This is a genomic window from Halosubterraneus shenae, from assembly GCF_050510935.1.
In the GTDB taxonomy this organism is placed as follows: domain Archaea; phylum Halobacteriota; class Halobacteria; order Halobacteriales; family Haloferacaceae; genus JBDGPU01.
In genome coordinates this window covers 63,690-87,929 of the sequence record NZ_JBNLVO010000008.1, presented here as the reverse complement: position 1 = coordinate 87,929, position 24,240 = coordinate 63,690, and the positions used below count along the sequence as shown (strand labels likewise).

23 protein-coding genes are annotated in these 24,240 nt (G+C 69.1%); 8 read left to right on the top strand and 15 right to left on the bottom strand.

The genetic code is table 11. The annotated features are described in order from the left end of the window. Positions 1-187: hypothetical protein (locus ACQE3M_RS15355; protein WP_430506410.1), on the bottom strand; the 187-nt coding region annotated here is incomplete at its 3' end. Positions 188-930: 743 nt separating this feature from the next. Here ACQE3M_RS15355 and ACQE3M_RS15350 point away from each other — a divergent pair. Further along, positions 931-1,389: a hypothetical protein gene (locus ACQE3M_RS15350; protein WP_430506409.1), complete on the top strand. Its 459-nt coding sequence runs from the start codon at positions 931-933 to the stop codon at positions 1,387-1,389. A 10-nt stretch (positions 1,390-1,399) separates the two neighbouring features. Here ACQE3M_RS15350 and ACQE3M_RS15345 read toward each other — a convergent pair whose 3' ends face one another. The 6 genes from ACQE3M_RS15345 to ACQE3M_RS15320 all read right to left on the bottom strand — a co-directional run bounded on the left by ACQE3M_RS15345 (position 1,400) and on the right by ACQE3M_RS15320 (position 6,411). Next, on the bottom strand, positions 1,400-2,059 hold the full coding sequence (locus ACQE3M_RS15345; RefSeq protein WP_430506408.1) for an ArsR/SmtB family transcription factor: 660 nt from the start codon (positions 2,057-2,059) through the stop codon (positions 1,400-1,402). A 97-nt stretch (positions 2,060-2,156) separates the two neighbouring features. Next, on the bottom strand, positions 2,157-3,233 hold the full coding sequence (locus tag ACQE3M_RS15340) for a hypothetical protein (protein WP_430506407.1): 1,077 nt from the start codon (positions 3,231-3,233) through the stop codon (positions 2,157-2,159). A 148-nt stretch (positions 3,234-3,381) separates the two neighbouring features. Continuing rightward, positions 3,382-4,230 (bottom strand): DUF1405 domain-containing protein, encoded by an 849-nt coding sequence (locus tag ACQE3M_RS15335; RefSeq protein WP_430506406.1) that lies wholly within the window; start codon positions 4,228-4,230, stop codon positions 3,382-3,384. Between the two features lie 98 nt (positions 4,231-4,328). Further along, positions 4,329-4,469 (bottom strand): rubrerythrin-like domain-containing protein, encoded by a 141-nt coding sequence (locus ACQE3M_RS15330; protein WP_430506405.1) that lies wholly within the window; start codon positions 4,467-4,469, stop codon positions 4,329-4,331. Between the two features lie 203 nt (positions 4,470-4,672). Beyond that, a complete protein-coding gene (fer, locus tag ACQE3M_RS15325; protein WP_430506404.1) occupies positions 4,673-5,380 on the bottom strand; it encodes a ferredoxin Fer in 708 nt (235 codons plus the stop codon). Positions 5,381-5,442: 62 nt separating this feature from the next. Then, positions 5,443-6,411: a formyltetrahydrofolate deformylase gene (locus ACQE3M_RS15320; RefSeq protein WP_430506403.1), complete on the bottom strand. Its 969-nt coding sequence runs from the start codon at positions 6,409-6,411 to the stop codon at positions 5,443-5,445. Between the two features lie 284 nt (positions 6,412-6,695). On the opposite strand from ACQE3M_RS15320, the gene gpmI reads away from it, so the two are divergent. Together gpmI and ACQE3M_RS15310 are read left to right on the top strand one after the other, a co-directional pair. Continuing rightward, positions 6,696-8,213 carry a 2,3-bisphosphoglycerate-independent phosphoglycerate mutase gene (gpmI, locus tag ACQE3M_RS15315; protein WP_430506402.1) on the top strand — a complete coding sequence of 506 codons (1,518 nt, stop codon included), beginning with the start codon at positions 6,696-6,698 and terminating at the stop codon, positions 8,211-8,213. A gap of 120 nt (positions 8,214-8,333) precedes the next feature. After that, positions 8,334-9,263 (top strand): mechanosensitive ion channel family protein, encoded by a 930-nt coding sequence (locus tag ACQE3M_RS15310; protein WP_430506401.1) that lies wholly within the window; start codon positions 8,334-8,336, stop codon positions 9,261-9,263. 53 nt (positions 9,264-9,316) lie between these two features. Here the strand turns inward: ACQE3M_RS15310 and idi are convergent, their stop codons facing one another. Together idi and ACQE3M_RS15300 are read right to left on the bottom strand one after the other, a co-directional pair. Continuing rightward, positions 9,317-9,943, bottom strand: a complete 627-nt coding sequence (gene idi, locus ACQE3M_RS15305; RefSeq protein WP_430506400.1) for an isopentenyl-diphosphate Delta-isomerase — start codon at positions 9,941-9,943, stop codon at positions 9,317-9,319. A 122-nt stretch (positions 9,944-10,065) separates the two neighbouring features. Beyond that, a complete protein-coding gene (locus tag ACQE3M_RS15300; protein WP_430506399.1) occupies positions 10,066-10,479 on the bottom strand; it encodes an Lrp/AsnC family transcriptional regulator in 414 nt (137 codons plus the stop codon). A gap of 96 nt (positions 10,480-10,575) precedes the next feature. On the opposite strand from ACQE3M_RS15300, the gene carA reads away from it, so the two are divergent. Continuing rightward, positions 10,576-11,637 carry a glutamine-hydrolyzing carbamoyl-phosphate synthase small subunit gene (gene carA / locus ACQE3M_RS15295; protein WP_430506398.1) on the top strand — a complete coding sequence of 354 codons (1,062 nt, stop codon included), beginning with the start codon at positions 10,576-10,578 and terminating at the stop codon, positions 11,635-11,637. Between the two features lie 189 nt (positions 11,638-11,826). On the opposite strand, the gene arcS is transcribed toward carA, so the two are convergent. The 4 genes from arcS to ACQE3M_RS15275 all read right to left on the bottom strand — a co-directional run bounded on the left by arcS (position 11,827) and on the right by ACQE3M_RS15275 (position 16,195). After that, on the bottom strand, positions 11,827-13,593 hold the full coding sequence (arcS, locus tag ACQE3M_RS15290) for an archaeosine synthase subunit alpha (RefSeq protein ID WP_430506397.1): 1,767 nt from the start codon (positions 13,591-13,593) through the stop codon (positions 11,827-11,829). A 57-nt stretch (positions 13,594-13,650) separates the two neighbouring features. Then, on the bottom strand, positions 13,651-14,070 hold the full coding sequence (locus ACQE3M_RS15285) for a response regulator (RefSeq protein ID WP_430506396.1): 420 nt from the start codon (positions 14,068-14,070) through the stop codon (positions 13,651-13,653). A 103-nt stretch (positions 14,071-14,173) separates the two neighbouring features. Continuing rightward, positions 14,174-15,655: a tRNA guanosine(15) transglycosylase TgtA gene (gene tgtA / locus ACQE3M_RS15280; protein ID WP_430506395.1), complete on the bottom strand. Its 1,482-nt coding sequence runs from the start codon at positions 15,653-15,655 to the stop codon at positions 14,174-14,176. A gap of 204 nt (positions 15,656-15,859) precedes the next feature. Beyond that, positions 15,860-16,195 (bottom strand): hypothetical protein, encoded by a 336-nt coding sequence (locus tag ACQE3M_RS15275; RefSeq protein ID WP_430506394.1) that lies wholly within the window; start codon positions 16,193-16,195, stop codon positions 15,860-15,862. A 109-nt stretch (positions 16,196-16,304) separates the two neighbouring features. Between ACQE3M_RS15275 and ACQE3M_RS15270 the strand changes: the two genes are divergently transcribed. After that, positions 16,305-16,748 (top strand): CopG family ribbon-helix-helix protein, encoded by a 444-nt coding sequence (locus ACQE3M_RS15270; protein WP_430506393.1) that lies wholly within the window; start codon positions 16,305-16,307, stop codon positions 16,746-16,748. 88 nt (positions 16,749-16,836) lie between these two features. On the opposite strand, the gene ACQE3M_RS15265 is transcribed toward ACQE3M_RS15270, so the two are convergent. Next, entirely contained in the window at positions 16,837-19,653 is a 2,817-nt protein-coding gene (locus ACQE3M_RS15265) for a S8 family serine peptidase (RefSeq protein ID WP_430506391.1), read from the bottom strand. 267 nt (positions 19,654-19,920) lie between these two features. Here ACQE3M_RS15265 and ACQE3M_RS15260 point away from each other — a divergent pair, with 267 nt between their 5' ends. Beyond that, the gene (locus tag ACQE3M_RS15260; protein WP_430506390.1) at positions 19,921-20,493 is read left to right on the top strand and encodes a DUF7529 family protein; all 573 of its coding nucleotides are present in this window, start codon (positions 19,921-19,923) and stop codon (positions 20,491-20,493) included. A 24-nt stretch (positions 20,494-20,517) separates the two neighbouring features. Here ACQE3M_RS15260 and ACQE3M_RS15255 read toward each other — a convergent pair whose 3' ends face one another. Then, positions 20,518-21,090, bottom strand: a complete 573-nt coding sequence (locus ACQE3M_RS15255) for a cysteine hydrolase family protein (RefSeq protein WP_430506389.1) — start codon at positions 21,088-21,090, stop codon at positions 20,518-20,520. A gap of 116 nt (positions 21,091-21,206) precedes the next feature. On the opposite strand from ACQE3M_RS15255, the gene ACQE3M_RS15250 reads away from it, so the two are divergent. Further along, positions 21,207-22,847, top strand: a complete 1,641-nt coding sequence (locus tag ACQE3M_RS15250) for an Hvo_1808 family surface protein (RefSeq protein ID WP_430506388.1) — start codon at positions 21,207-21,209, stop codon at positions 22,845-22,847. Between the two features lie 109 nt (positions 22,848-22,956). Next, positions 22,957-24,114, top strand: coding sequence for a nicotinate phosphoribosyltransferase (locus ACQE3M_RS15245; protein WP_430506387.1), 1,158 nt, complete (start codon positions 22,957-22,959; stop codon positions 24,112-24,114). The last annotated feature ends 126 nt before the right edge of the window (positions 24,115-24,240 follow it).

Here is a 24,240-nt window from a genome sequence, read left to right as displayed (position 1 = left end):
ACTCGGTGAGGCGGGCGGTTTCTGGCATAGGCACTAGAAGATCCTCCCGCCTCATCCTTAACTTAACACCGCGGAAAGCCCTCGGTCGCCCTTTATAAGCAAGATTGAACAGGTGATACGGTCTTGCTCTTGACAGCACTGCAAACACCCAGAAAGCCCTCGGCCGCTCGCGGTCGCTGAGCGACATATCCACGGCTCTCAGCACCGCCCGCCGTGGATAGAGGTCGGCTCAGCGACTCCGCTTCGCCGCGACCGGCCGTCGCCCTTTCAGTCCGCCAGGACAGAACAGCCCAGCAACCGCGACAGCGACAGCACCGCACAGCTACCGCATGCCTCAGCCCTCCCCAGCCTCGGCCGGGGCGCGCCGGCCCGCACAGCATCGGCGCGCCCCGCCCTCCCTCGCACGTGTTGCTCGCGCGCGCCGACCGCCCCGCTCCGCACGCCGGCCAGCCGGCGAGCGACGACCGCCGAAGAGCCGCCGCGAGCGATGCCCGGCAACCACTCGGCGGGCGGGACTGAAAGGGGCAGCCGCTGAGCGGGACGCTCTGCGACGTAAGCACCGGAACCCGGCGAGCGACCGAAGGGAGCGAGCCGGGTGAGGAGCGCAGCGAGCAGCGCGACCGCTCAGCGGCTGGGGCTTTCTGGGCATGCTGAGTGGTGTCGGTCGCGACGACGTCCGAATTTGTTTATAAGTTTGGCCATTCGGCGGCTGGGACTTTCTTGGTGTGCCGAGTGGTGACGCTGACGACGATAACCGACTCCATTCATAAATGCGGCCGGTCAGAGACCGGTAACGTCCGAGCACGCCGACTAATGTCGCCAGCGACGACTTTTCATTTACATACAGCTCGGAGCCACAACTCGCCAGTAACACCAGTCACGAAAAAGAATCGACGCAAGAACCAAGCCGGTAGCGCCGAACGTCTACGTATGAACCCCTCCACCGGCTCCGATGCGAGCGACTCCACCCCCGAGGAGCCTCCACTCGTCGGCGTCGACGGCCGCGCGTTCTCGCTGAAGGCGCTCCTCGTCGCGGTCGTGGCGCTGGGCATCGGCTCCGTCGCCGGCGGATTCGTCCCCCTCGTCGGCACGCTGGGCCGCATCGGTGGGATCCTCGCGGCCGCGTTCGCGTTCGGGCTCCTCACTCCGCGCCGTCGGTACGTCGAGACTGCGATCGCAGGCGCGGTCGTCGGCGTCGCGAGCGCCGTCCTCGGGCTGGTGACGGCCAGCGTGCTCCCGATCGGCATGCAGTTCCTCGGCGAGTACGGCCTCGGGCTGAGCGCGGTCGGGGCCGGACTCGGCGTGGCGCTGTCGCTGGCGGGGCACTACTTCGGGCGGGACCTGCGTCACGGCCTCACCCGGGACGTCGAGGGTGAGGGAGTCGAGTAGCGGCCGGGGGTCAGCGAACTTCGTAGCTGCCGTCGTCGTCTTCCGTAACGATACCGGCGTCGCGCAGGCGCTCCAGCGCGTCCTCGATCGAGCCGACGGAGGTGTTCACGCTCTCCGCGACCGCCTCCGGCGTCCCGTCGGTCTCGACGACGGCGGCGAGCACCTCCGCGAAGAAGCGGTTGTCGGCTTCCGGACCGAGACGGTCGTCGATCCGCGAGAGCACGTCGTCCAGGCGGCCGTGGACCCAGCGCTGGGCCAGCGACAGCTCACGGTCGAGCGCCTGGAGCGTGTTGAACTCGGCGGCGAGGTCGGCGAGGCCGTCCGACTCCTCGGACTCGGATACGTCGATCGACAGGTGCGAACAGCGACCGCTCATGTCGAGGCTCCGGCTCGCGGGATACGCGCTCTTCGCGCCGAAGCCGTACGGCGAGACGTTGACCTCGAGCCGGAGGCTGCGCGAGATGTGGAAGTACTTCCGGCGCTGGTCGTCCGTCGTCGATTCGATGAGGCCCGCCTCCTCCAGCTTCCGAAGGTGGTCGATGACCGCCTTCGGACTCACCCCGAGATACTCCGAGATCTCCGTGACGTAGCAGGGCTTATGCGAGAGCAGCCGGAGGATGCGCCGGCGGTTCTCGTTTCCCAGGAGATCCAGCAGTACCGCGGAATCCATTGACGTTTGGTTAGCGTCGGACAGTAAAAAGGCTGACTCACCGACGGCGGAGTTACGGACGAAATTCTCGGTAGAAAAACCCGCTACTGTCTCGCGATTAGTCGCTTTTCGGCCCCGGGTTCGCCGGCGGGTCCGACGGGGTCTTCGATCCCGAGTCGTCCGAACCGTCCACGCCGTCATCGGAACTCCCCGCCGAACCGGCCGGTCCACCGTCGGCGCCGCTCGAACTATCGCCGGTGGTTCCCGCGCTGGAGCTGTCCGAATTCGACCCAGTTCCGCTCGAACTCGCACTGTTCGAGCTGGTGTCACTGGAGTCGTCGGCGCCCCCGTTCCCGGCGGCTTCGGTGCCGTTCGCGCCGTTGCCGGCATCGTCGTTACCGTTGCCGGCGCCATTGCCGGCTTCGTCAGTGCCGTTGCCGGCCCCGTCAGCGCCGTTGCCGGCCCCGTCAGCGCCGTTGCCGGCTCCGTCAGCGCCATTGCCGGCCCCGTCAGAGTGGTTGCCTGCCTCGTTCGCCGGATCGTCGCCGACGTCCGACGGCGGTCCCCCGCCGTTCGAGGCGTTCGCCGGTGGCTGGCCCGGCGCCGATCCGTTCCCGTTCCCGGCTCCGGGAACGTCCGACGGGGCGCCAGTGCGGTTCGCGACCTCGTCCGGCGGCCCGCTGGCGGCCTCGGCCGCCTGCTCGACGCTCGCGAGCGACTGCTGGGCTCCGGTGGCGTTCGGCGCGACCTGCCCGGTCTGGTTGGCGGCAGCGCCGAGCGATCGGAGCTCGGCCCGCAATCTGGCGTCCCGGGCCACGTACGTCGGCAGCGAGATCGAGCCGTTACGCCGGAGCTCCGCGAGCCGTGCGCGCTGTGCCCGCAGCTCGGCGACTCGCTCACCCAGTCTGGCCGCCCGGTCCTGTGCCTCCTCGGCCGTCGCGTTGCCCTCGACGTTCGCTTCCCAGATCCCCTGGTCGACGGCGGTGTTCGTCTCGGCGGCCGTCGACTGGAGGAACGACGAGACCGACGAGCCGAAGCCGGCCGATTCGTTCGAGACGATCGAGTTGTTCCCCTCGTCGACCGCGGCGAAGGTGGCCCCGTCACCTTCCAGCGGCGTGCCCGGTTGCCCTGCTGCGGTACCCCCCGCCACCGCGAGGCCGACGAGGAGAACCGCAACGATGAACGACGCTCTCATTGATTCAGTAGACGGGCCTTGAGCTTATAAATGCGGATAGCCGTTCGTTTCGTTTATCGCCGAAAACTGACGCCCGGCGACCGACTGAAACCGGTCGTGAACCCCCGAGGTGCTGGATCCGGAGACCCGCGCCTCACCCCGGGGAATCTCACCCTTCGTTCCGGCCATCGGGTGTGCCAGCGTGGCCGGGATCGTCGTCGGAGCCGCTGGCGACGTCGCGGTCGGCGTCGGTGGCGGCGTCGCGGTCGCCGTCGGTGGCGACGTCGCGGTCGGCGTCGGTGGCGGCGTCGCGGTCGCCGTCGGTCTCGAGCCGCGCGAACGACTTCGCCGCGAGCGCGACGGTGGCGAGCGACAGCAGCACCGTCGCCGCCGGGAGGACGACGCCGGGGTCGTACCGCAGCGGCGGATGGTACCCGAACCAGTAGTCGACGACGTCGTTGACGAGCAGGAGCCCGAGCGCCGTCGCCAGCGCGCCACGGGTGGTCCGGCCATACGCCGGGATCAGGAGCGCGAACAGGACGAACACCAGGTGGGTGACGACGATCCCCCAGTAGTCCCAGAGCGACCCGGCCGCCCCGAGATACAGTTCCGGGTGGCGGTTCAGGGCGAGCGCCGGCCAGATCCCGTACTTGACGAGCCAGACGAACGCGAAGGTGTGGAGGGAGGCCAGCGCGCGGTTGGTCGGCACCGCCGTGACGGGCCGGCGGGCCGGTCCGGCGACGAACGGCAGCAACGTCGCGATCGACAGCGCCGCCAGCGCGACCGCAACCGGGGAATCCGCGTAGAGGGGCCACAGCGCCGTCGGGATCGCGGGCAACGACGCGACGTAGAACCGGACGCCGACGAGGAACGCGACGACCCAGACGAGCAGCAGCCAGCCGACGCTCCAGGCGTCGCCGAGGACCTCCCGAGCTACCGCGTCGCGCAGGCGACGGGCTCTCGCTCGCCAGTCCGTCGAGTCTGTCGCAGGCGCCGCGGCTGATCCGGAGTTCGACACGGAAGGGAGTCAGTCGTCTTCGGGCAAAAACGCTCGGACGGAGGGCGACGATGCGGAGTGGCGGCGCTGCGGTCGCTGTCGGCGAAAAAGCCCGAGCGCTACAGGTCGCGCTCGGTACCGACGTTCACCAGCTGTCCCTCACACTCGCTGCAACGACGGCTCGACGGCGCCTCGACGCGTCGACCGCAGTCGCAGCACTCGAACTCGTTCGACGTTTCGACGTTGGTATGCGGTCTCATTATCCGTAACAACTCCTTTCTCCCGTAAAAGTGCGATCCTGATACACATTTAAGGATATTAGTAGACGCTTGATCACACTGTTTCCGTTGGCCGATTACGTCGCTCGCTTTTAAACCGTTACTGTGGTAATGGTTCACGCACTGATCGGATGGGCACCGGAATCTGGCGGAGCAAGTCGCGTCGCGTCCGGCCGGGTCCGCGCTCAGGTCGACGCCTGGGCGTTCTCGAAGGGGTGTGGCGGTAGTCGGAGGTCGTCGAGGTCGGGGAGGTGCTTGAGGTTGAAGACGATCTGCAGCTCCTCCGTGATCGGGCGGCCACCGCAGGACAGGCGGATCCCGCGCGCGAGCATCTCCGGCGGGAGGATGTGGTCGACGGGCATGTCGAGCTCGCCGTCCAGCACGGCGACGGCACAGTTCGCGCAGGCGCCGCCGCGACAGGCGAACGGCCAGGCGAAGCCGCGGTTCTCGGCCGCCTGGAGCAGCGTCTCGTCGGGCTGGGCGAGGAACTGGCCGTAGTCGGTGTGCTTGAGGTCCGCAGCGGCGGCCTTCTCGAAGAGGTCCTCGTCGTTCATTGCCCACCCGTAGTCGTCGAGGACCGTGTAGTTGAGGTAGGTGACGCGCGTCTCGACGCCGGTGTCTTCCCCGGGGCCGCGGCGAGCGCGGCCGCGGCGACCGCCGCTGCCGCCGCTGCCGCCACTGCCGTCACTCACTGCGCCGTCACCGGCGAACCGGTTGTCCGCGGGCTGGCCGTCGGCCTTGATGGCCTCGTAGGCCTCCGTCACCAGCTGGAACTCCTCGGGCGACCCGCCCTGGTCCGGGTGGGTTTCCATGACGCGCTGCCGATAGGCGGCCTCGACGTCCCCGTCGTCCGCGTCGGGCTCGATACGCAACACGTCGAAGGGGGAAGCCATTGACACCGTTAGGGGCAGGAGACGCAAAAACCTCTCCCCGGGACCCGCGACGTCGAGCGGCCTCAGTCGTCGGCCGGGTTCTCCACGACCTCCCGGTCGCCGGCGGGAGCGCGGTCGACGGGGGCGTCAGGGTTGTCGGCCCGCTGGCTCGCCGAGAGGCCGAGCCGGTAGTCCGCGCCGTCGCCGCGCAGCTCCGTGCGTCCGCGGTGGACGGCCACGTCGTCGTTGCAATGCAGGCGGACGGCTTCCACCAGCGCTTCGGCCTCCAGCGGCTGGCCGCGCGCTTTCAGGTCCGCGACGGTGGCGTCCGCGGGGACGTCGAACGCGCGCTGGGTGATGATCGGTCCCTGGTCGAGGTCGGTGGTCACGTAGTGGGCGGTCACGCCCGCGACGCGGACGCCGGCCTCCAGCGCCTGCCGGTAGGACTGCGCGCCGGGGAACGCCGGCAGGAGGCTCGGGTGGACGTTGACGATGCGGCGTTCGTACCGGAACACCACCTCCGGGCTGAGGATGCGCATGAACCGCGCCAGCACGACCAGGTCGACGCCGTACTCGTCGAGCAGGTCGAGCAGGCGCGCCTCGTCGTGGCTCCCGGTGTCGTCGCCGACGTCGTAAAAGGGGACGCCGCGCTCGGCGGCCAGCGGTTCTAGATCGTCGTGGTTGCCGGCCACGAACGCCACCTCGGCCTCGACCGTACCGTCGTCGACGGCGGAGAGCAGCGCCTCCAGGCAGTGCGACTCCTTCGTGACCAGCAGCGCCAGCTGGGGCACGTCCTCGCCCCCGGGGAACCGCACGCGGACGTCGACGCCGAGGTCCTCGCCGAGTTCGTGGAGGTCCGCGCGCAGCTTCTCGCGGGTGCAGACCATCTCCGAGCAGTCGACCCGGGTCGTCATCCGGAACACCCCGTCCCGGACGGCCTGATCGACGTCCTCGATGTTGACCGCCCGCTCGAACAGCAGCTGGGTGACTCCGGCGACCAGTCCCGTGTCGTCGTCTCCCACCACGGTGATCTCGGTCAGGTCGCCGGTCATCGCGCCGTCACCTCCGCGTTCGAACGGACTCGTACCATCGGAGCAGGGTAGCGGCCCGAAAGTGGATAGCCTTTCCCCTTCCGCGATACCTGCGCTCGCCATGCGCCGGCTGGCGACGGCTGGCGACGCGGGCCGCCGGCTGGCGACGGCTGGCGACGCGGGCCGCCGGCTGGCGACAGCTGGCGACGCGGGCCGCCGGCTGGCGACAGCTGGCGACGCGGGCCGCCGGCGCGGAATTGCCCCGAAGCGAAGAGTAGATAGGCGCCGGCGACCTCGCCTCGCCCATGCGCGCTGCCCTCGTGATTCTCGACGGCTGGGGACTCGGCGACCACGACCGACGCGACGCGGTCGCCGCCGCCGACACGCCCACCGTCGACGCCGCCATGGCCCGCGGTGCGTCCGGGCGACTGGCGGTTACCGGTCGCCGCGTCGGGCTCCCGGACGCCCAGATGGGCAACTCCGAGGTGGGCCACCTCAACATCGGCGCCGGCCGCGTCGTCGAGCAGGCGTACACTCGCATCTCCGACGCCATCGCCGCGGGCGAACTCGCCAACAACGACGCCATCCAGTCGGCGTTCGACTACGCCCGCGAGCACGACGGTCGCGTCCACTTCATGGGGCTCGTCTCCGACGGCGGCGTCCACTCCGACGTCGTCCACCTGAAGGCGCTCATCGACGCCGCCGCGGAGGCGGGCGTCCCGGCGACGACCCACGCGTTCACGGACGGACGCGACACGGCGCCCGAAATCGCCGACGAGTTCCTCGCGGAGGTTCGCCAGCGGGCCAGTGACGCGGGTACCGGCGACGTTGCTACCGTCACCGGGCGCTACTTCGCGATGGACCGCGACGAGAACTGGGACCGGACGAAGCGGGCCTACGACGCCATCGTCGAGCGCGAGGCGCCCCACGTCGCCGAGACCGGCATCGAGGCGGTCGAGCAGGCCCACCGGCGCGGCGAGACGGACGAGTTCATCGAGCCGACGCTCGTCGCGGGCGAACCGGCGCTGTCGGACGGCGACTCGGTCGTCTTCTTCAACTTCCGTGCGGACCGCGCCCGCCAGCTCGTCCGGATGCTCACGGACACGACGCCGACCTGGGAGTACGACCTCGACCAGCCGGCCATCCGGATGGTGACGCTCACCGAGTACGACGAGACGTTCGAGTTCCCGGTCGCGTTCCCGCCCCAGAACCCGGAGGAGACGCTGGGGGAGGTCGTCGCCGACGCCGGCCTCGACCAGCTCCGCATCGCGGAGTCGGAGAAGTACCCGCACGTCACCTACTTCCTCAACGGCGGCCGCGAGGTGGAGTTCCCGGGCGAAATCCGCGCGATCGTCGAGAGTCCGGACGTGCCGACCTACGACCTGCAGCCGGAGATGTCCGCGCCGGAGCTGACCCAGCAGGCGGTCGACGTCATCGAGAGCGACGACCCCGAACTGATGGTCCTCAACTACGCGAACCCCGACATGGTGGGCCACACCGGCGACTTCGAGGCCGCCGTCGAGGCGGTCGAGACGGTCGACCGCGAGCTCGCCAGACTGCTCGACGCGATCCAGGCGGCCGGCGGCCACGTCATCGTCACGGCCGACCACGGCAACGCCGACGACATGGGGACGGAAGCGGACCCCCACACGGCGCACACCTTCAATCCGGTGCCGTTCATCTACCTCTCGCCCGAGAACGACGACGGCGGGTACGCCGTCCGCGACGACGGGTCGCTATGTGACGTTGCCCCCACGTTGCTGTCGCTGATGGGCATCCAGCAGCCCGGCGCGATGACCGGCGCGTCGCTGCTGACGGAGTAGCGTTTAAAAGGAGGCGGCGGCGCCGACGACGTCGCGAGGCTGACCGATCCGCCGAACCGGGGCGCTACGTTGCGCGAGCGCGACCCCCAGTCTTTACAACTACCCTGTCGATCCACCCGTATGTCGCGCACTGAGCGAGAGGGCGAATCCGTCCTCGGGTGGACGGCGATCGTCCTGGTGACCTTCGGGCTGATCGGGCTGCTCGGCTACGTCCTGCAGTTCTTTCTGAGCGAGCGGTTCACGACCGTGTTTACCGACGTCTACACTACTGTCGTCGTCCTCGCCGCGACCTTCCTCGTCAGTCGGGCGTTCGGGCACTTGCTCACGCTGCTGCAGCGAGCGAGCCCCCTCAGCCTCCACCAGCGAGAGGTGTTCTACCGGGTGTTCCAGCTCGTGACGTTCGGCGGCGTGTCCGTCGTCCTCGTGATCTACGTATGGGACATCGCGGTGACGAACGTCCTCCTCGGCGCGGGCCTCACCAGCGTGATACTGGCACTGGCTGCGCGGCAGACGCTCAGCTCGGTGTTCGCCGGGATCACGCTCATCTCGACGAGCGTCTTTCGCGTCGGCGACTGGGTGAAGATCGACCAGCGATTCGGGCAGATCACCCAGATCTCGCTGTTCAACACGATGGTGCGGAGTCCACAGGGAGAAACTCACGTCTTCCCGAACGACGACATCATCGCGCGGGACATCACGAATCTCGGCAAGGGGCGGTACCGGAACGACGTCCTGATCGGCGTCGACTACGAGACGGACATCGACCACGTCAGGGCCGTCTGTGACGACGTGCTCGAAGACCTGACGACCGACGACGGGAACAACGTTGACGGCTATCATCCGACGACCGTCAAGGACTTCGACGAGTCGCAGATCACGCTCTCCGTGAAGATGTGGGTGGCGGAACCCCGGCCGATGGCCATCAACAGCGCCCAGACGACCGTCTTCACGAACCTGCAGGATCGGTTCGCGGACGAACGGATCACGATCCCGTTCCCGCAGCGGACCATCAGCGAACGCGAGCCGGTCGGGGATAGCGAGCCGTCGTAAGGCGGCGTTGCGGCCGCGTCGATCTCTACGCCTCCGCGTCGCGTCCGGTTCGCCTACGCTTCCTCGAAGTCGCGCCGCATCGCGATCTCGAACCACGGGCAGAGGCGGAGTTGGCGGTACCACTCGGGGTGCTCGTGGAGGTGCTCGTAGTCGACCCACAGCATGCCGGCGATCTCGTCCTCGTCAGGGTCGACCTCGACCTCGTCGAGCGTGACCTTCAGGACGGCACAGACCTCCCACTCGAGGCCCGCGTTCTCGTAGTAGCGCTTGTACTCGAACTTGTCCGTGACGCGAAGGTCGTTGTACTGGTCCGGCGTAATGCCCAGCTCCTCCTCGAGGCGCTGGGTCGTCGCCTCCTTCTGGGACTGCCCCTCGACGGGGTGGGAGGCGACCGTGCCGTCCCAGTGAGTGTCCCACAGGCGCTTGTCGGGCGCGCGCTGCGCGAGCAGGAGCCGCCCCTCGCCGTCGAAGACGAGGCAGGTGAACGCGCGGTGGCGGATCCCGTCGCCGGTGTGCGCCTCGAGGCGGTTGACGGTGCCCTGGGGCTCGTCCTCGGGGTCCACGGCGATGACGTCCTGGGCCGCGTTTTCGTGGGTCTCCTCGACGTTCGGCGTACTCGCGTCAGTCGGGGTGTCCGACGGCTCCGCGCCGGACGCCTCGGCAGCGTCGTCCGTACTCATACGAGTGGCAACGATGACAGGGACTAATAAGGGTTCGATCACCGACGGTCCGAGGGAGTAAACGCGACCGAGCCCGTCCCCGACGAACGCGGCCGACTTCGGTTGCTACCCCAGCCCGGTTGCTACCCCAGCCGCTCGTCGAGAATGAGCCGCGTCTTCGTCGACTTCACGTCGTCCATCTCGCGGGCCTGCGAGATGAGCTCGTTAACCGCGCGCGTGTCGACGGCATCGACGATGAGGACGACGTCCTCCTCGCCCGAGACCTGCCAGACGAAGTCGACCTCGTCCCACTCGGCCATCTCCTCGCCGATCTCGCTCGTGTCGACGTTCATCGCGACGGAGATCTCCACCATCGCCTTCACGTTCCCGGTCCGCGTGGTGACGGTGAACCGTTCGATGACGCCCTCCTCGGTCATCCGCTCGACGCGGTTCCGCACCGTCCCCTCCGAGGTGCCGACCTGGTCGGCGATCTCGGTGTAGGGCGTTCGGGCGTCGCGTCGCAGGATGTTGAGGATCCGGCGATCCAGGTCGTCCATATCGATCCGTCGGTCGCAGGCCACTTACCGATTACGAATTTCGTAATGAAACTTCGAACGACGCACTTATTATCCTGGCTGCGTACGTTTCTCGTAATGACGGACGCCTACGTGGCACTGGCGGACGGACGCGTGCTCGAAGCTCGCTGCCGTGCGCCGGGGCGCGCGAACGGTGAACTGGTCTTCACGACCGCGTACACGGGCTACGAGGAGTCGCTGACGGACCCCTCCTACGCGGAGCAGGTCCTCACCTTCTCGTACCCGCTCATCGGCAACTACGGCGTCCGAACCGAGCGATTCGAATCCGAGAACGTCCAGCCGAAGGTCGCCATCGCCCGCGAGTTCACGGCGGACGTCGCCGACTGGCTCACCGAGGCGGGCGTGCCGGCGGTCGACCACCTCGACACGCGCGAGATCGTGACGACCGTCCGCGAGGAGGGCGCGATGGCCTGCGGCGTCGCCGCCGGGCCGGACGCGACCCCCGAGGACGCGATCGAGGAGATGGAGGCCTGCAAGCCCATGAGCGACCACACCGACATCGGCGCCGAGGTCTCCGTGACCGAGCCGACGGTCTACGAGGTCGACGGCGAGTACGACGTCGCGCTGCTCGACTGCGGCGCGAAGGGCTCGATCATCTCGTCGCTCAACGAGCGCGACGCGGACGTCCACGTCCTCCCGTACGACGCGGCCCCCGAGGACGTCGCCGCGGTCGACCCGGACCTCCTGTTCGTCTCGAACGGCCCGGGCGACCCGGCGAACTTCGTCGCCGCCCAGGAGGTCGTCGACGAGTTCGTCGGCGACGTGCCCATCGCGGGCATCTGTCTCGGCCAGCAGGTCGTCGCCGAGGCACTCGGCGGCGACACCGAGAAGATGGAGTTCGGCCACCGCGGCGTGAACCAGCCGGTCCAGGACCTCGAGTCCGGCCGCGTCGTCATGACGACCCAGAACCACGGCTACACGGTCGCGGACCCCGGCCCGCTCGAGGTCACGCAGATCAACGTCAACGACGACACCCCCGAAGGCCTCGATAGCCCCGACCTCGACATCATCACGCGCCAATACCACCCCGAGGCGAACCCCGGCCCCCACGACTCCCTGGACTTCTTCGACGACGTGCTGGCGATGGCCAACTCGACGCGCTCGGTCGCGGCCGACTGATTCCGGCGCTTCGGGTTTTCCGCGAGAGGGTGTTTATAAATACAGTAGCGGTCGTGCCGTGTCTCTCGGGTCCGTCGTTCCGACGGTCGATAATCCCGCGAGTGGGGTCGCTGGCGACGAGGATTTCAGCGTTCTCTTATAAAGGAAACCGTCCGCACACGGGCAGTTCCGACAAAAGGGAGATACCCGCTACGTCTCTTCGACGTGCCGCACTTTCGTCGCGACGCCGCGCGTCGACTCGGCCATCTCGGGGCCGGACATCTGCGCGCGGCCGATGCCGAACGCCTTCGGCCCCTGGATGACGACCTCGTCGCCGACGCGGACGTCGTCGTCGGCGTCGACGACGCCGGGCGCGAGCACCGAGCCGTGGGGGACGAAGCCGTCGATCTCGACGGTCTTGGTCGGAGCATCGCTGTCGACCCAGCGGCGCCCGCCCTCGAGCGTGAGCGAGAGGATGCCGTAGGTCGGGACCATCGTCGCGAGCTGCTCGCTGCCGTCGCCCGCCGGCCCGTCCCAGGCCTGGAGCTTGGGATAGCGACCCGTGACGTGGATCCGGTCCGCGAACAGCGCGTCGCCGGCGCCCTCGCCGAACTGGTAGTCGGCCAGCGCGCGGACCGTGTTGTGCTGGCGCTCGCGCTTGCTGTAGGCCGGCTCGCCCTCGAGCGCGTCCGCGAGGTTCGCGAGGGAGGCGTCCGTCGTCGGGTGGGACTCGCAGGTGTACTCGAAGGGGACGTCCACCTCCGCAGCGACGCGCTCGCAGATCTCCTGGTAGCCGTCGCCGGGCACGTGCGCGACGACGCGGGGGTAGTCGTTGCGCTCGAGGTAGCGCTGCAGCACCTGGGCGACGAAGTCGATCTCCTCGGCGGACCACTCCCCGGTGACCACGGAGTCGTAGTGCTGGGCGGGGTAGGTCGTCTCCAGCTCCTGGGGCACGACGCCGATGGGCGAGGTCATCGAGACGACGTGGCCGCGCCACTGGATCGCGTCGTGGAACTGGCGGTGACTCTGGGAGTCGCTGTACGGCTTCGTCGCCGAACACGGGACGAGGACGAGCGGCGCGTCGAACCGGTTCTCGTACCGGCTCGTCACGCGGTCGGCGAAGCGCTGGATCTCGACGCGACGAAGGGAGTCCTCCGTCGCCGCGGTCAGCTCGTTGTTGCGGACGACGGGCGTCCGCTCCTCCATGTAGCGCCACTGCTGGTCGAACTCGCGGAACGCGGCCGTGAGCCACTGGTCGTGGCGGGCTTGCCCCTCGATGTAGTCGCGGAGGCGCCCGTTCCGGACGCGCTCGCGGACGCGACGCAGCTCGGCCCGTAGCGCGTTGACGTTGTGCTCCTGGCAGTCCGCGCGCGTGAACTCCGAGCGCGGCTTCGCGCAGGCCGGACAGGCACAGGGGAGTTCCTCGAGGTCCTCGAGGAAGAACTCGCCGTCCGTGTTGAGGTAAAAGCCCTCGGCTCCCTTCACGCGCGCCTTCGCCTCGTCGACGAGGTCGACGCCGGCGTAGACGAGCGTCGCGACGTTCGCGGGGGTGGCGACGCCGGAGAGCATCAGCGCGGTGTCGGCCGGGAGGGCCGCCTTCGCGTTGACGATCGCGTCCTTCAGCCCGGCGCCGTGGCCGACGAACCCCTGCGCGTCGGAGAGGACGTAGGCGTCGGCGCCGACGTCGACTGGGTCCTCGGAGGGGACGACGGCGGCCGCGGGGAAGTCGGTCTCGGGCTGGTCGACGCGGAACGATTCCTGGACCTCCTCGCGCGTGCCGGCCGGGAACGCGCGGTGCGGGAGGACGGTCAGCGACGAGTCGTCGCCCTCGGGGAACTCGCGCTCGGCGGCCCAGAGGCTGCCGGCGTCCTCGAGGAAGGGGTCCGCGAGCGCCGGCGTCGTCACCGGCTCGTCGAGCCGCAGCTCGCCCAGTCGGGCGGCCGCGTCCCGCTCGTGAACCTCGAAGTAGTCGGTCATACTCCCTCTCGCGGGGGGACGCTCAATTCACTTACGTTCCGCGGGTCGCGTCGGGGACTATCCCGCGCCCCGCTCCTCGGTGCCGCGCCCGCCGGCGCCGCCTGCGGCTCTGACCGTATCGAGGAGCCGCTGGAACTGGGGCCGGCCGCCGTCCTTCCGGAAACATTCCGTTACGCCGCCCTGCTCCGCTTCCGCGGCGAGTTCCTCGTCCAGATAGGCCGTGTACAGGACGAACTCGACACCGGGAGCGACCTCCTGTACCTCAGCGTTGAGTTCGAGCCCGTCGGTTTCGGGCATGTCGTAGTCGCTGACGATACAGTCGACGTCGGACGCCTCGTCCTCGAGGTAGTCGAGGACCTCGTCGGGATCCGTCACCGTCGCAAGCACTGAGACGCCCTCCGCCCGGTCGAATCGATCGGCGATGAGCTCCGCGTACCCGGGCTCGTCGTCGACCACGATCACGCGACTCGACTGCATTGTTACGCCCACATGTGGGGCGAGTTTAAATAGCCACTCCCTCTCGCGCCGCCTCGATCCACGTCGTCGCTCGGTACGGGCGCTCGCGCCGACCGCCGGCGGGCTACTCGCCGAGGTCGGCGAGGTTCTCCACGTCGAGGGTCGCCGGCAGTTCGGCGAGGGCGGCGTCGGCCCAGTCGTCGTGCGCCAGCGTCACGTCGGACTCGGGGTGCTCGGCGACGAGCCGGGCGACGCCCGCCGCGGCGGCAGTCTCGGCGGCGACGTCGGTCCGGTCCGGCACCTCGGCCGTGAGCGGGTACGTCTCGCCCAGGGCGCGCGGATACGGGCCGAACGGCGGCGTCACGCGCCAGACCGCGTCGTAGTCGTGCTCCGACGGCGGTTTCGACTCGGTGACGAGGAGGGAATCCGGCACCGGCAGGCGGTCGAGCCGGTCGTGGTGCCGCTGCACTTCGGGCCGGCGTGCCGACTCGTGGGAGGTGTAGAAGAAGGTCCCCTTCGAGACGGCGTCCTGCGCCTCGAGCTGGTCGGCGTGGTCCAGCAGCGCGCGGTAGCCGTCCAGCATGGCCGGGTGCCCGCGGGCGCGACGCTCGACGAGCTCGAGCAGCGAGCCCGAGCGGAGCGCCTGCTTCACGCGCCGGAGCTCCTCGAACGTGACGTGGAGGTTGTGCTCCGCCAGCAGGCGCTCCTGCTCGTCGGGGTCCTCGGCGCGGACCTCCGCGGGGGTGTACTCCGCGCAGACGGGGCACGAGCAGGGGAAGTAGTTTAGCTCCTCCAGGTGCTCCGTGCCGGCGACGGTGAGGTAGCGCCCGTCGCGAGCCATCAGCGCGTACGCTGCGGAGTCGAACAGGTCGCAGCCGGCGGCGACCGCCAGCGCCATCATCATCGGGTGGCCGGCGCCGAAGAGGTGGACGGGGCAGTCGGCGCCGAGGCCGCGCTTCGCGCCCATCACCACGTCGACCATGTCGGCGTACCGGTAGCTGTTGAGCATCGGGACGACGGCCCCGACGGGGAAGACGTCCAGGTCCGTCGCGGCCGCCTGCTCGCCCGCGCGCTCGCGGAGGTCCGGGTACGTCGACCCCTGGACGGGCGCGTTGACGAGCATGTCGCCCGTGTCGATCGCCTCGGCGTCCGCGAGCGCCTGCTGGGTCGTCTCGAGCTCCCGCTCGGCCTGCTCGTAGTCGACGTCCGGCGGCGTCGGGATGTCGACCGGCGTGCCGATGTCGCTCCCGATCGCGTGCTGGAACTCGATGATCTCGCTCGTGGTCACGTCGATCTCGCCGTACTCGGCCAGCTGGAACGAGCCCGAGTCGGTCATGATCGCGCCGTCGAAGTCCAGCATCTCGTGGAGCCCCTCGTCGAGGGCCCGCTCGCGGACGTCGTCGGTGCTGCGGATGATGTAGGAGTTCGTGATGAGGATCTCCGCGCCGAACTCCGACTGGAGGCGGGAGGGTTCGATCGTGAGCACGTTCGGGTTGACGACGGGCAGCAGCGCCGGCGTCTCCACGGTGACGCCGGCCCTGGGGACCTCGAGCTCGCCGATGCGGCCCGCGACGTCGTGGTCCCGGATCTCGAAGTGCTCGCGCATGGCTGTTCTGGGACTGGGTCGGCGGTAAGGGTTGTGTTTGTCGTGTGGATCGGTGGATAATGGGACGGTCCAACTCCTGATGACGGCGCGGACGCCGGGAAACCCCACGGTCGCTCCTGTTTATAAATAGAAAGGCCAGGTGAAGACGGTGTGATACTGGACCACAACAGCGAGAAAGTCCTCGGCTGCTCGCTGTGAGTTGGTTTAAGCAGGTGATACGGGCTTGCCCCCGACAGCAACGCCAACATTCCGAAAGCCCTCGGCCGGTCGCCCATTCAGTCCTCCAGGACCTCCACAGCAACCGCGACAGCAACGGCAACCGCGACAGCAACCACCGCTCGCGCGCTGCTCGCGCGCCGGCGGTGGTCGGTCAGTCGTCGCCGGGTCGCCGGCCTCCAGGTCGCGGGCGCCGTAGCCGGTCGCGTACTGGATGCCGTCCGGGTCGACGACCGCGAGGCCGGCGCCGGGCACGTCGGCGGCCGAGACCCAGTCGCTCACGAACGAGTCGATCCGCCGTCGCGTCGCGTCACTGAGTGGCATGGCCGAGTGCTCGGCGGCCCTCGCCATGAACGTCCGCCCCGCGGCAGGCCCGGCGCGACAAACCGGCGGATCATCAAGCCTTAATAAGAAATGAGCGTTGAGTTATTACATGACCGTCGTCAGCGTGTCGATGCCGGAGGAGCTGTTGGATCGCCTCGACCGATTCGCGGACGAGCACGGGTACACGGGCCGGAGCGAGCTCATTCGCGAGGCGTCCCGGAACCTGCTCGGGGAGTTCGAGGACGCCCAGCTGGAGGACCGTGACCTGATGGCCGTCGTGACGGTGCTTTTCAACTACGAGGAGACCAACGTCGAGGAGCGCATGATGCACCTCCGGCACGAGCACGAGGGGCTCGTGGCCTCGAACTTCCACAGCCACGTCGGCCCGCATTACTGCACCGAGGTGTTCGTCCTCGAGGGCGACCTCGAATCGATCTCCACCTTCGTCGGCAAGATCCGCGCGACGAAGGACACGCTCACCGTCGATTACAGCGTGATGCCGGTCGACGAGTTCGGTCCCGTCGACGAACTCGGTCACGTCGGCTCCGAGTAGGGAACCGCTCCGCCGTTACTAAAACGAGTGCCGCGGTCGCGGGGTCGGCGGTGAGGTCGGCGCTGCCGGTGTCTTCGCGCTCGCCGGATCAGTCGCCAGTTACCAGCTTCGTGCCCGCGGTTCCGGAGACGCCCGCCCAGCCGGAGCCGTCGTCGACCTGGACCGGTCCGAAGAGGTGTTCCTTCGAGAGGTCGAGCACCTCGGTCGGCGTCTCCACCTCGTAGGTGAACGTCGTCCGCTCGTCGGCGGGTGCGTCGCCGAGTTCGACGTACTTCACGCCGGCGTCGTCGTCGGTGACGACGTTCAACACGTCGGTGAGGACGTCGAACTCCGCGGGGACGACGTCGCGTACCGTGATGTCGTCGTCCGGGGTAACCGTCACCTCGACGGTGTCGAGCACGCCGGCGCCGAGGAGGCCGTCGTCCTCGGAGGGTCGACCACCGCGTGCGCGAACGCCGGGCGTCTTGTCGACGGTGAGGTCCAGGTTCACCTGCACGTCGTCGCCGTTGACCGCACCGGGGACGTTGACGAGTTTCGCGACCACGAGGTACGTCGAGCCGCCGCCGCCGCGCTTCTCGGCTGCGGAGATGGACGCGGAGCCGGTTGGGCCGGCCGCGCGGTCGACGACGTTCGGCTCGCCGTGCTCGGCGGGGTCGCCGCCGTCGTAGACGAACAGGTCGACGTGCGGCTTCCCCTCGGTGAGGTTCGCGTCGTTGCCTTCGTAGCCCGTGAACTCCACGCTCGCGTCGAGGTCGCCGACGCCGAGGTCGACGTAGCCCGCGACGGCGCGGGAGTCCTGCGGGAGGCCGAGGCCGAGCTGCTCGCTCGACGTGCCCGAGAGCTCGCGCGTGACGGCGTCGACGGCGACCTCGGGGTTCAACCGGCCGAAGCCCTCGTAGGGATCCCGGCCGCCGAAGTCGTACGTCGGCGTCTTCGCGCGGTGGTACGGCGCCGCCGTGAAGGCCGTCTCGCTCGCCGTCGCGAGCAACACCTGCTTCAGGCGGAAGACGTCCGACAGCGTCGTGTCGACGGGATCCGGCAGCGTGAGCCGCGGGCCGCCGTCCTCCTCCATCGCCTGCGCCACGAGGCCGGTCGAGCCGGTCGTGAACGGGGCCGCCATCGACGTGCCCGCCTTGCCGGTGTAGTCGCGGATCGGCGGCTGGTCGGACTCGGCAGCGTCCGGGTCGGCCGTGTCAGCCGCCGAGATGACGTCCGAGAGCGTCCCGCCGGGCGCAGTGAGGTCCGGCTTCATGTACGTCTCCTCCTCGTCCTCGTCGACGCCACCGACGCCGCCCGAGGAGTAGCCGGAGATGCCGTCCCGCGGGCCGGTTGCGACCACGGAGACGGCCTCGTCGGCGATCGCCGGCGAGCCGTTGCCGTTGACCGGCGTTGCGGCGTTGCCGGCGGCCGCGAGCGTCAGGACGCCCGCCTCCGCGACGTCCTTGATGACGGCGGGGATCCGGTCGAGCGTCCCGGCGGCGGCGCCCAGCGGGAGCCCGCCGACGTACCCCCAGGACATGTTGACGGCACGCAGGTTGAACGTGTCCGTGAACTGCTGGGCGTAGCGACCGAGGTCCTCGGTCGGCGCCGAGAGCCCCTGCATGCAGATCAGGCTCTGGTTCGGCGCGAGCCCGGTGTGGGTACCGTCGTCGTTCCCGTCCGCTCGGTCGGCCGCCGTCGAACCGGGGTCGAGGTACGGCCCGTAGCCGACCCGGTCGACGTAGGCTGCGGACGCGTCCTCGCCGTCGGCCGTCCGGATCTCGAAGGTGTACGTGCCCGTTTCCGTGGCGGGGTCCTCGACGACGTTGACGTCGCCGGTCGAGCTATCGTCGACGCCGACGCCCGAGCTGTCGATCTGGTTCCCGTCGGGGTCGTAGAGCCGGAGTTCGATGAGGTCGCCGTAGGCGGCCCCGAACAGCCCGGTGCCGGCGTCGACGGCGACGTCGTAGGTCAGCGTGTGGCCCGAGACCTCGGAGAGGTACGTCTCCGGCTGCGCGCTCTCGAAGGCGCCGCCGTCGATGGCGCTGGATCGGCCGGAGCCACCCATGATCGACGAGCAGTGCGTCCCGTGGCCGTTCGGGTCGCGCGGTTTGTCGTAGAGGCCGTAGCGGGAGCCCGCGTCGTACCAGCCGACGGTCTTGGGCGTGTCGGCAGTCGGTTCGCCGCCGGTGCCGTCGAAGACGACGGAGTCGTCGTAGGTAGTGCGGGTGCCGTCGACGTCGAAGTAGGTGCCGTCGATCTCGTAGCTCGTCTCGGTGTTGAGATACGCCTCGATGACGTAGCGGTACTTCGTGTCGTCCTCGACGGGGACCTGCGGGAGCGTCTCCGGTTCGCCGCCCGTCGCCGCGCGGGCCTCGGTCTCCCAGCGGCTCCCGGTCCAGACGTCGATCCGGAACTCGAGGTCGTTGGCGTCCGTGTTCGGCGAGAAGGAGAGCGTCGAGTCGAGCTCGGCCACGTCGCTCGGCGTCGTGAACTCGTGGTACTTCTCCTCGCCGGTCGCGAACGTTCCGGGGCCCATCGTGCCCGAGAAGGATTCCGTCTCGCCGGATTCGACTCGCGAAATGTCGTTTTCCGCCGGTTTTGTGAGCTTCAGGTCGTCGTTCTCGACGAACGCCTCGACGCCGTTCCAGGGCCCGAGGTCGGGATGTCGAGCTTCGAGCCCGCTGTCGGTCAGCCCGATCGTCCGGTCGGCCCGACCACGATAGCCGCGGTCCCAGACCTTGTTCGCCTCGATGGCCCGCCAGTCGCGGTACTCGTCCCACGCGTCGGTCGACGCCGCCGACGCAAGGTCCGCGCTGCCGGCGCCCAGTAGGCTCCCGCCGGCCGCGATGCCCAGTGCCTGTAGCAGCGCCCGGCGCGTTAGCAGTCCGTCTCTTTCACCAGCTGAATCGTTTGTCGAAGACACACACCGACGAAATAAATAATGGCAATTAACCCTTCACCCTAATTTGTCGGGTGTGTCAACTCGACAGGGTATGATCCGGCAACGGCGGCCGGATCTCCGGAAGTTTGTTTATAAATGGGTCGCCTCAAGCCACGGACTGGGCCCGGCGTTGTTCCGGGCGACGCCGGAGACCGGTCGCCGCGCGCTCGACAAGACGGACGCCATTCGACGAGACGGACGCCATTCGACGAGGCGAACGCTTTTCTTTCGCGGGCGTTCCCCACTGGTATGGACCGAGAGCAGCCTGCCGAAGGACTGCGGGACGTCTGGGAGCGCGTCGAGGACGACCTCGACGCGACCGCTGCGGAGTATCGCGAGGCCGGCTGGGACGTCACCCGGCTCAACACGGGCGACGTCACGGCGCTGCCGACGGGGAAACCCGGCGCCGAGACCGACCGCGTCGGCCTCGACGCGCTCGTCCCCGGTGACGAGTTCGAGGAGCTCCAGGACCTCGTCGACGACCACACGTTCGACGAGTTCGAGACGTACCGCGGCGAGTCGGGCGGGCTCGTCGTGCTCGTCCTCGCGATGCGGGACACGGACGACGGGGTCGCCGTCCTCCTTCCGCTGTTTTACCGGACCGACGAGGCCGAGTCGTGGCTCGACGCGGCAGAGGAGAAGGGGGAGACGCACACCTACGTTCGCCCGCTCGACGACCACGCGCGCGTCGTCTTCTCCCACGAAGACCCGACGGCCTTCTTCCCGGCGGCGCGCGTTCGCGGTGCCGAGGGCGGCGACGGTGCCGATGGCGGCGACGGTGCCGATGGTGGCGACGGTGCCGATGGTGGCGACGCGGCGTAGCCACCGGAGAGGGAGAGGATCCTTTTAAACGAAGTCGAGCGCCTCGCGAGTCGTGACTTCGCCGAACAGGAAGTCGGCGTGGTCGACGGCGTACTCGCGGTGGCCCGCTTCGATGTAGCCGAGGGCATCCTCGACGAGCACCGGTTTGAAGTCGCGGAGGCCCGCGCTGCCGGCGGTGTGGAGGACGCAGACGTTCGCGAGCGTGCCGCAGATGACGAGGTCCTCGAGGCCGCGCGCCGCGAGCCACCCCTCGAGTTCGGTCCGGTGGAACGCGTCGTAGGTGTGCTTCTCGACGACGTGGTCGTCGTCGCGCACGGCGAGCTCGTCGACGATCTCGGCTTCCCACGACTCCTCGACGACGTGCTCGCCCCAGCGCTCGAACTCGTCGTAGTAGTGGTTCCCCTCGAACTGGCCGAGCGGGTGCACGTCCCGCGTGTACACGACCGGGACGCCGGCGTCGCGCGCGACTTCGACCACGTCGGCGACCGGCTCGATCGCCGCCTCGCTGGCCGGGGCGTGAAGGCTGCCGTCCGGGTGACAGAAGCCGTTCTGCATGTCGACGACCACGACGGCGGTGTTGTCGGAATCGAACTGCATACGCGATGGTTTCGACGCCGTCACTAAAGCGATCGGCCGCGGATGCGGACGAGTATCCGACCGTCGGCGCTCCCGAGTTCGGCAAGGTACTTACCGGGCTAGTCCGTTGGTGTGGTATGCGACGTTCTCTCACTCTCTTGCTGGCCGCCCTGCTGGTGACGTCGCTCGTGGCGCCGGCAGCCGCGGCGTCTCCCGCCAGCGCCTCCCCCGCAAGCCTTCCAGTCGATGCAGCGTCGGGCCCGACGAGCATCGACGCGACGAGCACCGACGCGGCGGGCGTTGACGCGACGAACACGTCGGCGACTTCGGACGACGAGGTCGGCGTCTGGAAGGGAATCCGCCACAACGAGTCGCTCGACGTCGACCAGTCGGACGGCCTCACCGACGCGGAGCTCGAGAAGGTCGTCCACAGGGCGATGGCGCGGGTCGAGTACGTCCGCGAGCGGCCGTTCAAGGAGGACGTACAGGTCGAGACGATGACCCGCGAGGAGTACAAGCAGACGGTCTCGGGTCGGGAGTCGAACGCGACCCACCAGCGCTGGAACGACCAGGTCTGGAAAGCCCTGTTCATGGTCGGGGAAAACGAGTCCTCCGCGGAGGCCATCCAGACCGTGTACGGCGGCTCGGTGACCGGGTTCTACTCGCCGTCGAAGGAGAAGATCGTCCTCGTCGTCGCGGAGGGCGAGCAGCTCCAGATCAGCGAGGCGACGTTGATCCACGAGCTGACCCACGCGATGCAGGACCAGTACCACGACCTGTCCAGTTCGAGGTACGTCGGCGCGACCCAGGACGAGAACCTCGCCATTGACGGCGTCGTCGAGGGGGAAGCCAACTACATCGAGGACCGGTACGACCAGCGCTGTGGGGCGGCGTGGGAATGCCTCCCCGAGCCAGAATCGAGCTCGGGCGGGGGCGGTGAGGTCCACCTCGGGATCCTGATCACCATGCTGAACCCCTACTCCGACGGGCCGGTCTACGTCGCTGACCTGATCGAGGAGGACGGCTGGGCGGCTGTCGACGAGCGCATGGAGGCCCCCCCGACGTCGACGTCGCAGGTGATCCATCGGAACGACAGCTACGCGACGACCGAGATCGAGTTCGAGGACACCGCCACGGGCGGCTGGGAGACCTACCCGAACCAGGGGGCTGGCGGCGCCGAGACGGTCGGTGAGGCCTCCATCTTCACGATGTTCTGGTACCAGAGCCGCGAGTTCGGCGCGAACACGTTCGACTGGCGGGACGTGCTGTTCAACACCTCGGGCCCGTACGACACGTACAACTACGCCCACGAGTCGTCGGACGGCTGGGCGGGCGACGAGCTGTACCCGTACCGCAACGACGAGGGCGACGCCGAGCGCGACGGCTACGTCTGGGTGACCGAGTGGCAGACCGAGGAGGATGCCCGCGAGTTCCACCGGACGTACCTCACGATGCTCGAGGCCCACGACGTCGAGCACCGCGAGGACGGCGTCCACGAGGTCGCCGACGGCCCCTTCCGCGGCGCCTACGGCATCGAGCGCGACGGGACGCGGGTGACCATCGTCCACGCGCAAGAGCCCGCCGAGGTCCTCGAACTCCGGCCAGGGATCGAGCTCCAGCAGCCGACCGAGACGGAGACGTCCACGACGACTGAGACGACCGAAGGGTCGTCGACGAAGCCCCCGACGGCGACGACCGAGAACAGCGCGCCCGGCTTCGGCGTCGTCGTCGCGTTCGCGGCGCTCGTCGCGACGGCGCTGCTCGCGCGGCGGCAGTAGAAACCCGCTCGACCTCGACCCCGAATCGCTCGACCTCGACCCCGAACCGCTGTCGCCGACGGCGACGACCCGCGTGGCTTTTTCTACTCGCCGGACGAACCGACGGCCAATGACGGAGTTCGACATCGTCGACGCCGACGCGATCCGTCGGGGGCGGGCAACCGACGCCTACTTCGACCGGATGGAGACCGTGCTGGAGGCGGCCGGCCGCAACCCGCACGTCGTTGCCGAGGTGACGGCCGACCAGTTCCCGACCGGCGAGTTCGAGCTGTTCGCCGGCCTGAAGGACGCCGTCGCGCTGCTGTCCGGCCACGACGTCGACGTCGACGCGATGCCGGAGGGCCGCCTGTTCGACGGCGGCCCCGTGATGCGTATCGAGGGACCGTACCTGGCGTTCGCGCGCCTCGAAACGTCGCTGCTCGGCTTCCTCTCGCACGCCAGCGGGATGGCCACCGCGGCGCTGGACTGCCGCGTCGCCGCGCCGGATTCCTCGGTCCTCTCGTTCGGCGCTCGGCACGTCCACCCGTCGATGACCGCCGCCGTCGAGCGCTCCGCGCTGGTCGCGGGCCTCGACGGCTTCTCCCACGTCGCGGCCGGTGACCTGCTCGGGAAGGAGCCCTCCGGGACGATGCCGCACGCGCTCGTGATCGCCTACGGCCGCGGCAACCAGGAGGACGCGTGGCGCGCGTTCGACGAGCACGTCGACGCCGACGTGCCCCGGATCGCGCTCTGTGACACCTACACCGACGAGGTCGACGAGGTCCTCCGCGCCGTCGACGCGCTCGGCGAGAACCTCTCGGGCGTCCGGCTGGACACGACGGGGTCGCGACGGGGCGATTTCCGCCACATCATCCGGGAGGTTGCCTGGGAACTCGACGCGCGTGACGCTCCCGACGTCGACCTGTTCGTCTCCGGCGGGCTCGGCCCCGCCGACCTCCGGGAGCTGCGCGACGTCGTCGACGGCTTCGGCGTCGGCGGCGCCGTCGCCAACGCGGACCCCGTCGACTTCGCGCTCGACATCGTCGAGGTCGACGGCGAGCCCGCGGCCAAGCGCGGGAAGCTTTCGGGCGCGAAGCAGGCGTACCGTACCGCCGATGGCGGGCACCACGTCGGGCTCGCCGACCGCGAGGCGCCCGCGGACGCCGAGCCACTCCTCGAACCGCTGCTCCGTGACGGCGAGCTCGTGGACGGCTGGGAGTTCGATATCGACGAGGCGGCGGAGCGCGCGCTCGACGACGCGGCGCTCGTGGACTACGGCGGGGAGTAGGACTCCTGGCGCGGCGTCGGACTCACGGCGCGGCGTCGGACTCACGGCGCGGCGTCGACTGTGGGCCTTCGGAAGCACCCGGAGAATAGCTCGACTATCGAGGGGCGTCACGCGGTAGAGAAACGG